Raw genomic sequence first — 11702 nt, 5'->3', positions numbered from 1 at the left:
TCCAATGTCGCTGCAAGCGTTGTTCAACAACTTCGTCAAAGGCGTGGCGGAGCAGTTGGCCGAGTACGGCTTCGATCAGGGAAAGGGCCGCGTCTTCCGTCGGTATTCACCGACGGGCGACGCGCTCGTCATCGAAATTCAAATGTCCGACCACGCCAGCAAGGCGGAGAAAGTCTTCTACATCAACGTGGGCCTGGTTCTGGCGCCGGCGTGGGAACACGCCCGGCAGCGCTACCGCCTGCCAGCGTCCGAGCAACCGCGGCCGCTGCACGCCATCTGGGAACACCGGATCGGATTCACCACCTTCTCTGGTGGAGACCAGTGGCGAATCGCCGACGAGGCCGGCGCCGCCGAGGTGTCCGCGCGGGTGCGCCGGCGCCTGGACGAGGCGGTGGCGGAACTGCTGCCGTTGCTGGACCGCGAGAAGTTCCTTGCGGTGGCTGACAGGCGGGAGTTTCTCGGGGCTGGTGGCTGGCGCGTACGGGCCTGGTTGCTGGCGGAGCAGGGTCCGTCACCGGAGCTTGAACACCTGCTGTTCACGGAGCGGCCAGCGCATACCCACAAGTCGCCGATGATCCAGGGGATCTGGAACTACGCGAACAGCAGGTCCAGGGCCGCCGACTCGGGGTGACGGTCCGCAACGGGTCCATCCTGACCTGTCCGTATAGCTGCTAGGCGGCTGGCGTGGCAAGGCTGGTAACAGGTGGACCAGGACGATCAGACCACGCGACAGGTAACGGCTACGGCAGGAAGGGCAGTATGAGTGGGCAACGGTCCGTAGGATCCCGGCTCATGTCTCAAACTTGGAGGGTCTCACGGCTCGGACGGTTCGGTGTAATTGCGTTGGCTCCTCTGTTTGGTGTATTGGTATGGCTGCTCTGGGGCAACGTACTGGTTAGCTTTCTAGCCGTTCTTGGTGCGCTTGTAGGTTGGTGGAAATTCGCCTGGCGTCCGGCCGTGGTCCTTGCCGGCGCGGAAGTGATTGTGCGAAACCCCAATGTTTCCCGGCGCATTGATATTCGTGATGTTGTGCATGTCGAGCCCGGGTATGGGGGCTTGACTATCACGACCTCGACGAACGAACGCGTGGTTGCGTGGGCAGTGCAGAAATCCAACTTCGCCAAGTGGACCGGTAGGCACACTCGGGCTGACGATGTCGCAACCTCCATCTTCCGCGCCAGTCGGAGCGGCACTGAGGCCAATTCATCGTGATCGGCCTGGTGGCGGTAGCTGCGGGAAAGGGCTGTCGACGGGGGAGGGCTACCTTTAAGAGGGTGGTTGGGTAGCTTTCGTCCATTGTGGGTTTGGGTCGGCATGTGAATGTGAGCCGTGGTCGTAACCGGTAGGGTCCGGCCGCGTTAGGCTGATCATGGGTGAGCGTGCGGCGTATCCGAATGACCTGACCGATGAGCAGTGGGCGGTGGTCGGTCCGTTCCTGCAGGCGTGGAAGGACCGGCACCCGTCCGTGTCGGGGCATCAGGGTCGCGACCAACGGTGACCCAGCCGATGCTGCTGACCCTGCTCACCGGACGCGAAACCGCCGCCGGCCCCACCGTCGAGCGGCTCCGCGCTCAGATCGCCTCCCTCGATGAGCAGCTCACCGTGGCCGAGACCGAGGTCGCCGAACTCGCCATCACCCGCAGGACGCTCCTGAGCCTGGGCGGCCCACTCGACGCGGCGGCGCCCGCTGACCCGACCGTCGCCAGCCCTGCCTACCAGCAGATCCTCGCCGTCTTCCACGCCGGGACCGCACCGATGTGCGCCAAGGACATCTGCCAGGCGCTGGGCACCGGCACCACCGCGAAGGACACCGAGAATCTCCGCGCCAAGCTCAAACGCCTCGCCGCCCGCCAGATCCTCGCCGAACCCGAGGCCGGACTGTTCACCCTGGCCTCGCCAACAACGTCCGCGTAACCCACCATCAGGGCCTCTAACCAGCCGCCAAGCCCACAGTGGACATAACCTCCCGAACCACCCTCTCAGGCACGCCAGGCTCGCACCGAGGGACCGTGTGATCACGCGCTCAATCAGGTGCTCGCTCGTGCCGCGATCGGCGCGTCACGAAGCGTCACGCCGAGCTGGCCGAGTGTTGTCCGGACGTGTCGATGAGCGTGCGAGTGCGCTCAGTAGAGGACGCCGGTCGGCCCAGGGACAATGTTCGGATGACGAGCTCTACCCGCCGGTGGTCGGACCACAGCGCATCACAGAGCTTTGTGCCGCCATCGAAACCATCGCAAGGCTGCTGGAGCGCGGCGAGCCGGCCGACTCAGCGATCTCCGGGTTCAACGCCGAAACCGGCCATGACTACGACGCCGTTCAGTTCCTTACCTACTGGACGTCTCGTAACGTCGAGGACTTCGCGCTCGAAGCCGCCCGACCGGCAAGGCCAAAGGTCGCCAACATCAGCCGGGACGAGCTGATCGAGATTGTCCGGCGGATACAGGCAGCCGACGACGACATCGACTACTACGTTCTGCTGCTGGTCACCAACGTCCTGCACCCAAGAGTCACCGATTTGATCTTCTGGCCACCACCGGAGCTGGTCGACGCGTCAACCGCGGCCATCGTCGACGCGGCATTGAACTACAGACCCATCGGCCTGTGGCGGCGCCTCTCGACGCACGCTCATGCCGCGCTGCGCTCGTAGATAACGAGCGGAATGGTTATGTCGGGCGCGGATTTCAGGTGCCCGTTGGCGTGGTGTATGCGCAGCCGGGGCGAGTCTCTGCCGGTGGTTCTGTGGCTGTGAGTTCCCCCCGCTTTGATGGAGCGGTGGTTACCTGCTGCCGGCTGGCGCAGGGGTGGCGATAGGTGGCTCGGTTGGTTCCGTCTGGCGGCTGTGCCAGGCGGTCTCGTACTCGTTCGGGCTGAGGTAGCCCAGTTCCTTCTGGATGCGGCGGGTGTTGTACCAGCCGTCGATGTAGGCGAAGATCGCGTTCTCGGCCTCGTCGCGGGTCCGCCATGAAGTGCGGTAGACGAGCTCGATCTTCAACGTCGACCAGAAGTTCTCCATCAGCGCGTTGTCGAACGAGTCGCCGACCGACCCCATCGAGGGCAGGATCCCGTTGTCCTGCAAGCGTTCCGCGAAGCGGAAAGACGTGTAGTTCGATCCCCTGTCCGAGTGGTGAATCAACTGGCCGTCGCGGACGTCGCGGGACCAGATGCCGTATTCGAGGGCGGCGAGGATCAGGTCGGTGTCGCAGCGGTCGGAGGTCTTCCATCCCACGATCCGGCGGGAGAACGCGTCGCGGACCGCGGCGAGCCAGAACACGCCCTCTCCGCAGGGAATGCGGGTGGCGTCGGCAACCCAGAGCCGGTTCGGCCCGTCGGCGGTGAACCGCCGGTTGACCAGATCCGGCGCCGGCGTGTGCCGGGGATCCTGCTTCGTGGAGCCGCCACGCCAGCCTCGACGCAGGAACGCACCCTGCCAGCCGTGGGCGGCCATCAGCCGCTCGATGCGCTTGCGGCCCACGCGAATGCCGTCGCGACGTAGCTGCCGGTGGACCCGGTCCGCGCCGTAGGTGCGCCCCGATGTCTCCCAGATCTCGTGGATGTTCGAGATCAGCCCCAGGTCGACTACGTCCCGGTCACAGGGCTGCTCGAACTGCTTGACCCACGCGTAGTAGGTCGAAGCACCGATGTTGAGGACCCGTAGCAGGAGCGCGACCGCGAACTGGTCACGGTGTTCGTGGACGAACCTCATGACCGTCGCCGGGTCGGGTCGAGCTCCGCCGCGAAATACGCGCTCGCCGCTTTCAGGATCTCGTTCGCCCGACGCAACTCAGCGATTTCCCTACGCAGCCGGCGGTTCTCCTCGGCCATCTCGCTGGTCGGCCGGTCGTGACGCTCACCCGCGTCAGCCTCGGCCTGCCGGATCCAGTTCCGCAACGCCTCGTGATGCACGCCCAACTGCTCGGCCAGGCGCCGGATCACCGGCTTCGGGTCCGACTCGCGATACAAGCGCACAGCGCGCTGACGTAGCTCGTCGGGGTACTTCTTCGGTGCTGCCACGGACGACTTCCTCCCCACGGCCATCAGACCATGATCAAGAAGCTCCATGAAAGCGGGGGTGGCTCAGGCCGCTTCCGGCGAGATGATCTGGGGTGAAGTCACGTTCTTAGAGCGTGTCTCAGGTGGCAGTCGGCTGACCTTGGTGGTAGATCTCTTCTACTGTGGACGACCGGTTGATCTCAGAGCGGGTGCCTGACGAGTTGTGGAGCCTGGCCGCCCCGCTGATCCCGCCACCGCCTCGACGCCCGCAGGGCGGCGGCACCCCACCGATCGAGGCACGGGCGGTGTTCGCCGCGATCGTGTACGTGTTGACCACTGGCTGTGCCTGGCGGCACCTGCCACCCGGGTTCGGAGTCTCCAAGGCCACCGCGCACCGCCGGTTCGTCGCCTGGACCCGGGCCGGGCTGTGGCGCAGGCTGCACGTCGCCGCCCTGGACCAACTCGGCACGAAGGGGTTGATCGACTGGTCCCGGGCCACCGCCGACGCGGCGTCGGTGCGGGCGAAAAGGGGGGCGACCTGACCGGACCGAGCCCGGTCGACCGAGGCAAGCCCGGCAGCAAGATCCACGCCCTGTCCGACCGCAACGGGCTGCCTCTGTCCGTCGGCGTGTCCGCCGCGAACACCCACGACAGCCGCTGCCTGGAATCCCTCATCCAGGCCATCCCCGCCGTCCGCTCCCGACGCGGACCCCGCCGCCGGCGCCCCGACAAGCTGCACGCCGACAAGGGCTACGACTACCCCCACCTACGCCGCATGCTCCGTGCCCGCGGCATCCGACCCCGCATCGCCCGCCGCGGCATCGAATCCTCACACCGGCTCGGGCGGCATCGATGGGTGATCGAGAGAACCTTCGCCTGGTTCACCGGCTACCGCCGGCTGACCATCCGCTACGAACGCTCAGCCAGCCTCTACTGCGCGTTCGTCACCCTCGCCGCCGCTCTCACCTGCCACAAGCGCTACCTCAAACTCACCACCTGAGACACGCTCTTACTCCAAGTTTGGGTTTGTAGGGTTCGCAGTGCGGCATCAAGGACCGCCCGGGGCGCGCCTGCCCGGCACAGTTCTGCGGGCAGGCGCTACCCTGCCGGGTGACGCCTGGCCGGGCGGACCCCAATGGTGCAAGGGGTCGTAAAGGTCACTGTGGTCGAGTCAACGAACACGCCCGACCCCACACAGGGGCAGGCGACACGGGCAGCAGGCGTCGCCACAACCCGCCAAGCAGGTTGCGGTCAACAGGCGGACACAGGGCAAGCGCCAAGCCGAGCCACAAGGGGTCACAACAAACCACGGCAGCAGCACAGGGGCAGACTGAGGTTCCCCCCGGGATGTGGACACCGGGTTATGCCGCGATCTGGTGCAGCGTAGTCGGTGTGAGGGTCTGTTCGTAGTCGGCGGGGCTGAGGTAGTCGAGTGCGGAGTGGCGGCGTCGGTGGTTGTAGAAGGCGATCCACCGGAACACGTCGCGGCGGGCGTCGGCTTCGCTGGTCCAGGTGCGGCGGTCGACGTCGAGTTCACGTTTGAGGGTGGCGAAGAACGCCTCGGCCAGGGCGTTGTCGTACGACGAGCCGATCCGCCCCATCGAGCGGCGGATGCCGTGCCGTTGGCAGACGTCGGCGAAATCGCCGCTGCCGTATTGGGCGCCCCTGTCGGAGTGGAAGACCACGCCGTCGACCCGGCCGCCGCGGGCGGCGACCGCCGCGTCGAGGGCGTCGATGACCAGTTCCGCGCGCATGTGGGTGTTGATCGACCAGCCGATCAGCCGTCGGGTGGCGATGTCGATGACCGTGGCCAGATAGAGCCAGCCGGCGCCGACGCGTAGGTAGGTGATGTCGCCGCACCATCGCTGGTCCGGTGCGGTGGCGGTGAAGTCCCGGCCGATCAGGTCCGGCACTGGTGGGGCGGCCGGGTCGGGGATGGTGGTGCGTTTGCGGCGGCGCAGGTGCCGGCCCACCACGTCGCGTTGGCGCATGATCCGCTCGACCCGCTTGCGGTTGACGCGCACGCCCTGGTGGTGCAGCTCGACGGTCACCCGCGGGGAGCCGTAGGTGCCGCCGGAGCCGGCGTGGATGGCCCTGATCTGCTCGGCGAGGGCGTCCTCACCGGCGGCGCGAGCCTGCCGAGCGGGCTCGCTGGCGCTCCAGCGATAGAACCCCGAGCGGGACACCGCCAGGACCCGACACAGCCGCTTGACGCCGAACACGGCACGGTGGGCGGAGATGAACCGGAAGCGGCCGGTCACCGATCCATCTCCTTCGCGAAATAGGCGGCTGCCTTACGCAGGATCTCCTTCTCCTGCCGCAACTCCGCGACCTCACGCCGCAGCCGAGCGATCTCGGCGTCCTTGTCAGCCACCGACAGCGCCTCGCCCGAGGCCCCCGAACCCGTCTGGATTTGGCGTTCAGCGGCGCGGACCCAGTTGCGCAGCGTCTCGTGACTCATCCCCAGCTCACGGGCCACCTGATTGATCGGCCGCCGCGACGAGCGAACCAAATCAACCGCGTCACGCCGGAACTCTTCCGTGTACTTCGATGGACGCCCCAACGGGGACACCCCTTCCTCTGGACCAACATCCAGTCTCAGGGTGTCCACATCTCAGGGGGAAGCCCATTCGCTCCGCCGAGGTGTGCGCGTCCGGCCGCAGCCAGCAGGTGATGTCCACCGCCAAGACCAGGCGGCCGTCGGTAGCGCGAGGCAGCGGGAGCGCCGCCAAGCTCGTGCGCAGCCGCTCGACATCGACCCGGCCCCGGGCCAGCGCCGCGTACAGCGACCCATGACCACGGTGATGCTCGCCCACGAGTGACAGCTCCACCAGCGAATGCACCGGCCCGTCGCCGCACAACACCGCGTCGGCCAACTCGAACATCGCGTCCGTCCGCGCGGTCAGACAGGCATGGAACTCCCGCCGGAACGCCGCCAGTTCCCCGAACGCAGGAGCAGAACCAGCATCATGCACACTGATCACCAAGACAGCCCCTGGTATTGATCCTCTTCCCTCGACAAGAAGATGATCGACCAGGGGCTGTCGGCATGATCAGCCGGGGCACCCACGGACCCGCCACAGGTTAAAGATCAAGTTAGCGGGCGCGGCTGATCACGGGCGACCTCCTCGCCACCCGAGCCCCGGACGGCGGCGCCGCGTGCCGCGGCCGCCGGGGGACTTCGGCCGGTCGCGATGTACGCCCGGCGATCGGCCGTCTCGTGACACGCTGCCGTGGGGACGACCCGGACGGGAGCGGAAGTAATGACCATCGGTACCGCGGTGAACGGCAGCTGATGGGCCGAGCGGTGATCATGCTGGCCGCGGTGGCGGCGGCCGTGCTGGTGGACGTGCTCAGCGGCGTATCCGTCAACCGGATCGCCCATGGTCGCTACAAATGGCTGCTGGCGCCGCTGCGCCAGGCCTGCCGCCGCCCGATGACCGCCGTTCTGCTACTCGCTGGCATCTACGCCGCGCTGCCGGCAGGGCCGGGCCGGTGGCTGCACGAGGGCCGGCACGCCATCCTGTTGCTGCTGATCGGCAGCGTCGCCTTGCTGGTGGTCAGGGCGCTGCACGTCGCCGAGATCGTGGCGTTCAGCCGGCTGCCGACCGGGGTGGTGGCCGACCGTCGGATCCGCCGCACCCGCACCCAGATCCGGCCGGTGCGACGGTTGACCTCGACGGCGGTCACGATCGTCGCGATCGGTCTGATCATGACCACCTTCGAGCCGATACGCCTGTTCGGCATCTCGGTGCTCACCTCGGCCGGTGTGATCGGCGCCGTGATCGGCCTGTCCGCCCGGACCGCGCTGGGCAACGCCTTCGCCGGCATCCAGGTCGCCTTCGCGGACGGCCTCTACATCGGTGACGTGCTCGTCATCGACGGCGAGTGGGGTCGCGTCGAGGAGGTGAAACTGACTAACGTGGTGATCCGGCTCTGGGACGACCGCCGGCTCATCCTGCCCACGACCTACTTCACCGAGCGCCCGTTCCAGAACTGGACGCGACACGAGACCCGGGTGGTCGGCAAGGTCCAGATCCACGTCGACCACACCGCCAACCTGGACGACCTGCGCGTCGAGGCGCAGCGCCTGATCGAGGCGTCGCCGCTGTGGGACCGGCACCAGTGGGTGCTTCAGATGGTCGATGCCAACCCGCAGACCGTCGTCATCCAGATCCAGGCGTCCGCCGCCGACGGGCCGAGCGCCTGGGACCTCCGCTGCGACCTGCGCGAGGCGATGGTTCGCTACCTGCGGGAGAAGCACCCGCAGTGGCTGCCCCGCACCCGCAGCGAGTACAAGCCCTGATTCCGCGCCCGGGATGCGGCATTCGCGTTGCCGACCAGCAGCCGGGCCGTTAGACCACCATGGGGCTGACACGCAACGAAGGTGGGGAACCCGATGCTGGTTGACCTGCTCGCCCAGGACGCCGCCCCGGGAGACCTCATGGCGGCGCGGGTGCAGATGGCCCTGTCCCTGGGCTGGCACATCGTGATCGCCTCGTTCGGCGTCGGCATGCCGGCGGTCACCGTCTTCGCCGAGTGGCGCGGTCTGCGCACCGGGGACCCGACCTTCACCCGGCTGGCGCGCCGCTGGGCCAAGGCGATGGGCGTGCTGTTCGCGGTCGGCGCGGTGTCGGGGGCCATCCTGTCGTTCGAGATGGGGCTGCTCTGGCCCGGCCTGATGGGCCGCTTCGGCGACGTGATCGGCCTGCCGTTCGCGATGGAGGGCATCGCGTTCTTCGTCGAGGCCATCTTCGTCGGGATCTACCTGTACGCCTGGGACCGGGTGCCACCCCGGGTGCACCTGCTCTCCGGACTGCCGGTCTGTGTCGCGGACGTGGCGTCCGCGTTCTTCGTGGTGTCGGCGAACGCCTGGATGAACCAGCCCCGCGGCTTCGACCTGGTCTCCGGCGAGGTCACCGACGTCAGGCCGTGGCAGGCGATGTTCAACCCGGCGACGCCGCCGCAGACCCTGCACATGATCGTCGCGGCGTTCATGGTGACCGGCTTCGGCATCGCCAGCGTCTACGCGGTGGCCCTGCTGCGCGGCCGCCGGGACCGCTACCACCGGCTCGGCTTCGCCATCCCGTTCACCGTCGCTGCGGTGCTCTCCCCGGTGTAGGTCGTGGTCGGCGACTGGGCGGCGCGCTTCGTCGCGGAGTACCAGCCCACCAAGCTCGCCGCGATGGAGGGCTGGCCCGCACCCAGGCCGGCGCGCCGCTCTCGTTCGGCGGCGTCTACGTCGACGGGGAACTGCGGTACGCGGTCGAGGTGCCCAACGCCCTGTCGCTGCTGGCCAGGTGGGATCCGGACGCCGTGGTCATGGGCCTGGACCAGGTGCCCGACGATCAGGAGCCACCGGTGACGGTGGTCAAGTGGGCGTTCCAGCTGATGGTGGCCATCGGCTTCGGGCTGGTGGCGCTTTCCGCCTGGTGGGCGCTTGCGTGCTGGCGGCGTCGGGGTCCGCCGCGCTCGCCGTGGTTCCTGCGGGCCGCCGCCCTGTCCGGGGTCGCCGCCGCCGCCGTCGCGGTCGAGGCCGGCTGGGTCGTCACCGAGGTCGGGCGGCAACCCTGGATCGTGTACGGCGTGCTGCGCACCGCCGAGGCGGTAAATCCGGCGCCGGGCCTGGCCACCGGCCTGGCCCTGGTCGCCGCCGTCTACGCGGTGCTCACCGTCGCCACCGTCGCGGTTCTGTGGCGGATGGCCTGCCACCGCGACGAGCCGGTCGCTCCGCAGGAGGGCGTACCCGAACCGGTGGACAGCGGCCGATGACCGTCGTCGACGTCCTGCTCGGGGTGCTGCTGGCCGGTCTGACGCTCTACACCCTGCTCGCCGACGCGGACGTCGGCGCCGGGATCTGGGACCTCCTCGCCGGCGGGGCGCGCCGCGGCGCAGCCCGCCGGGAACTGATTGCGCACTCGATCGGCCCGGTGTGGGGGGCAACCACGTCTGGCTGATCCTGGTGATCACTTGTTCTGGACCACCTTTCCGCCTGCGTTCGCCGCGTTCGCCTCCACCCTTTACATCCCGCTGACCCTGGCCGCGCTGGGCATCATCGGTCGTGGCGCGGCCTTCGCCTTCCGCAAGGCCAGTCACACCCTCACCGAGCAACGCCTCTACGGCGCCACCTTCGCGCTCTCCTCGGTGGCCACCCCGTTCTTCCTCGGCTCGATCGTCGGCGCAGTCGCCTCCGGTCGCGTCCCACCCGGCATCGCCGAGGGTGACATCTGGCGCAGCTGGCTCAATCCCACCTCCATCTACGGCGGACTGCTCGCGATCGGCGTGTGCGCGTACCTCGCCGCGGTCTACCTCATCCACGACGCGCGCCGACCTGGTGGCCCAGTTCCGCCGCCGCGCCCTGGTCACCGGCATAGTGGTGGGCGTCGGCGCGGCGGCCGGGCTGGCCGTCGTCGCCGCCGACGCGCCGGACCTCTTCGCCGATCTTCGGGGCCGGGCGCTCGCCCTGGTGCTGCTCTCGTTCGCCGCGGGGCTCGGGTCGCTGGTGCTGATCGCCACCGGCCGCTACCGGGCGGTGCGGGTGACCGCGGCCCTCGCGGTCGCGGCCGTCCTCTGGGCCTGGGGCGCCGCCCAGTACCCAGACCTGCTGCCGCCCGACCTGACCGTCACCGAGGCGGCCGGTGATCCCACCGTGCTCGCCACGGTGCTCGCCGTCCTCGCGGTCGGAGCGCTGCTGCTGGCGCCCTCCCTGCTCTGGCTGTTCGGCATCTTCCAGCGCTCCAAGCCGGCCGCCGGCAACCCACCGCCCCGGTAACGCTCACCCGGGCGGGCAGCCTGTGGGCGGCGCTGGCGGCGGTGGCGCTGGGAGCCCTGCACCTGCTCGCGCCGGCCATCCGCCGGAGACTGCCGGTGCCCACCCACGCGGCGACGTCCCTCGGTGGAGGCATCGCCGCCGCGTACGTGTTCCTCTACCTGCTGCCGCGCCTCGCGGAGGGCAACCAGGCGGTGGCCCACGTCCTGGAGGAGGAGATCAGGCCCACCCCGGCCCGCGGATTCGTGCTGTTCCTCGTCGCGCTGGTCGGCTTCTTCACGTTCTACGCCCTGGAACGTGTCACCCACCACTCGCAGCAGCGCCGGCAAGAGCCCACCCGGCTGGTCTTCGGGTTCTAGCTCGGCTTCTTCGCCCTGTACAGCGGCCTGATCACGTACACCCTGGCGACCAAGCTGGACGTGGGGCTCGGGCCGGCGGTACTTTTCGCCGTCGCCATGGGGCTGCACGTGCTGGCCACCGACGGCGTCCTGGCCGAGCACTTCCCGGTCAGCCTCACCACCGGGTGGCGCCTCGTCCTGGTCGCCGGCGCCGCCGGCGGCTGGGTGACCGCGGTCGCCGTCCAGCCCACCGGCGTGCTGATGAACGTGCTCACCGCCTTCCTGGGTGGCGGGATCCTGCTCAACGTTATCGTCGACGAACTGGCCCCCGAAAGGCACTCCAGCTTCACCTGGTTCACCATCGGCCTGGCCGCCTACTCCGGCTTGCTCGCCTTCGCGACCTTCACCACCGACGTCGGCGCTGCCTGAGGACGATCACCGGCCGCCTCCAGACGGCCAGTCGGTGATGGCGGCCGGTTGTCAGCGACTGACCGTCACGTCGACCGGTCCGGCGCTCACGGTGCCGTCGTTCAGTGGGGTGCAGCGGATGCCGCCCGTGCGGCGCAGCGCCTTCTACGCATTGGGGGCCGATGGCGACGTCCTTC

General features: G+C 68.6%; 13 protein-coding genes and 3 pseudogenes. 12 read left to right on the top strand and 4 right to left on the bottom strand.

The annotated features are described in order from the left end of the window. The first annotated feature begins 4 nt into the window (after positions 1-4). The 4 genes and pseudogenes from CLT72_RS10560 (at position 5) to CLT72_RS10545 (ending at position 2647) form a co-directional block, all read left to right on the top strand. On the top strand, positions 5-631 hold the full coding sequence (locus CLT72_RS10560) for a DUF4304 domain-containing protein (protein WP_088999607.1): 627 nt from the start codon (positions 5-7) through the stop codon (positions 629-631). Positions 632-1369: 738 nt separating this feature from the next. Continuing rightward, positions 1370-1486, top strand: a pseudogene (locus CLT72_RS32685) (IS5 family transposase); the annotation flags it as partial. Positions 1487-1494: 8 nt separating this feature from the next. Continuing rightward, positions 1495-1914 carry a BRO-N domain-containing protein gene (locus tag CLT72_RS10550; RefSeq protein WP_101411231.1) on the top strand — a complete coding sequence of 140 codons (420 nt, stop codon included), beginning with the start codon at positions 1495-1497 and terminating at the stop codon, positions 1912-1914. Between the two features lie 268 nt (positions 1915-2182). Beyond that, positions 2183-2647, top strand: a complete 465-nt coding sequence (locus tag CLT72_RS10545; protein WP_101411228.1) for a hypothetical protein — start codon at positions 2183-2185, stop codon at positions 2645-2647. A 129-nt stretch (positions 2648-2776) separates the two neighbouring features. Here the strand turns inward: CLT72_RS10545 and CLT72_RS10540 are convergent, their stop codons facing one another. Then, a complete protein-coding gene (locus CLT72_RS10540) occupies positions 2777-3703 on the bottom strand; it encodes an IS3 family transposase (protein WP_101411224.1) in 927 nt (308 codons plus the stop codon). After that, positions 3700-4011: a transposase gene (locus tag CLT72_RS10535; protein ID WP_158242012.1), complete on the bottom strand. Its 312-nt coding sequence runs from the start codon at positions 4009-4011 to the stop codon at positions 3700-3702. The genes CLT72_RS10540 and CLT72_RS10535 overlap by 4 nt, the downstream gene beginning before the upstream one ends. Positions 4012-4184: 173 nt before the next feature. Here CLT72_RS10535 and CLT72_RS10530 point away from each other — a divergent pair. Further along, positions 4185-4990 (top strand): IS5 family transposase gene (locus tag CLT72_RS10530; RefSeq protein ID WP_486484214.1). Its coding sequence is split into 2 segments (ribosomal slippage): positions 4185-4520 and positions 4523-4990, totalling 804 coding nucleotides; the frame shifts between segments, so codons are not numbered across the junction. Positions 4991-5351: 361 nt separating this feature from the next. Here the strand turns inward: CLT72_RS10530 and CLT72_RS10525 are convergent. Both CLT72_RS10525 and CLT72_RS10515 read right to left on the bottom strand, forming a co-directional pair. Next, positions 5352-6553 (bottom strand): IS3 family transposase gene (locus tag CLT72_RS10525; protein ID WP_375547185.1). Its coding sequence is split into 2 segments (ribosomal slippage): positions 5352-6266 and positions 6269-6553, totalling 1200 coding nucleotides; the frame shifts between segments, so codons are not numbered across the junction. A 64-nt stretch (positions 6554-6617) separates the two neighbouring features. Further along, positions 6618-6974 (bottom strand): annotated as a pseudogene (locus tag CLT72_RS10515) (transposase); the annotation flags it as partial. 311 nt (positions 6975-7285) lie between these two features. Here CLT72_RS10515 and CLT72_RS10510 point away from each other — a divergent pair. The 7 genes and pseudogenes from CLT72_RS10510 (at position 7286) to CLT72_RS32665 (ending at position 11526) form a co-directional block, all read left to right on the top strand. Continuing rightward, positions 7286-8296 (top strand): mechanosensitive ion channel family protein, encoded by a 1011-nt coding sequence (locus CLT72_RS10510; protein WP_474608582.1) that lies wholly within the window; start codon positions 7286-7288, stop codon positions 8294-8296. A gap of 93 nt (positions 8297-8389) precedes the next feature. Beyond that, positions 8390-9112, top strand: coding sequence for a cytochrome ubiquinol oxidase subunit I (locus tag CLT72_RS32680; RefSeq protein WP_486484222.1), 723 nt, complete (start codon positions 8390-8392; stop codon positions 9110-9112). Between the two features lie 14 nt (positions 9113-9126). Further along, positions 9127-9762, top strand: coding sequence for a cytochrome ubiquinol oxidase subunit I (locus tag CLT72_RS32245; protein WP_486484370.1), 636 nt, complete (start codon positions 9127-9129; stop codon positions 9760-9762). Then, positions 9759-9947 (top strand): hypothetical protein, encoded by a 189-nt coding sequence (locus CLT72_RS32240; RefSeq protein WP_199184542.1) that lies wholly within the window; start codon positions 9759-9761, stop codon positions 9945-9947. The genes CLT72_RS32245 and CLT72_RS32240 overlap by 4 nt, the downstream gene beginning before the upstream one ends. Beyond that, positions 9901-10762 (top strand): annotated as a pseudogene (locus CLT72_RS32675) (cytochrome d ubiquinol oxidase subunit II). Before CLT72_RS32240 ends, CLT72_RS32675 begins: the two are co-directional and overlap by 47 nt. Positions 10763-10803: 41 nt before the next feature. Continuing rightward, a complete protein-coding gene (locus tag CLT72_RS32670; RefSeq protein ID WP_486484221.1) occupies positions 10804-11118 on the top strand; it encodes a hypothetical protein in 315 nt (104 codons plus the stop codon). Between the two features lie 96 nt (positions 11119-11214). Next, positions 11215-11526 (top strand): hypothetical protein, encoded by a 312-nt coding sequence (locus tag CLT72_RS32665; protein ID WP_486484220.1) that lies wholly within the window; start codon positions 11215-11217, stop codon positions 11524-11526. Positions 11527-11702 lie beyond the last annotated feature (176 nt).

It is taken from the genome of Micromonospora sp. CNZ309, assembly GCF_002846525.1.
The sequence above is the reverse complement of the archived record's forward strand: the minus strand, read 5'-3'. Positions and strand labels throughout refer to the sequence as shown.

Bases quoted from the DNA above. Each gene is read 5' to 3' on its own strand.
- CLT72_RS32240 (WP_199184542.1), top strand. From the start codon at position 9,759: ATGACCGTCGTCGACGTCCTGCTCGGGGTGCTGCTGGCCGGTCTGACG.
- CLT72_RS10560 (WP_088999607.1), top strand. From the start codon at position 5: ATGTCGCTGCAAGCGTTGTTCAACAACTTCGTCAAAGGCGTGGCGGAG.
- CLT72_RS10510 (WP_474608582.1), top strand. From the start codon at position 7,286: ATGGGCCGAGCGGTGATCATGCTGGCCGCGGTGGCGGCGGCCGTGCTG.
- CLT72_RS32665 (WP_486484220.1), top strand. From the start codon at position 11,215: ATGGGGCTGCACGTGCTGGCCACCGACGGCGTCCTGGCCGAGCACTTC.
- CLT72_RS10540 (WP_101411224.1), bottom strand. From the start codon at position 3,703: ATGAGGTTCGTCCACGAACACCGTGACCAGTTCGCGGTCGCGCTCCTG.
- CLT72_RS32680 (WP_486484222.1), top strand. From the start codon at position 8,390: ATGCTGGTTGACCTGCTCGCCCAGGACGCCGCCCCGGGAGACCTCATG.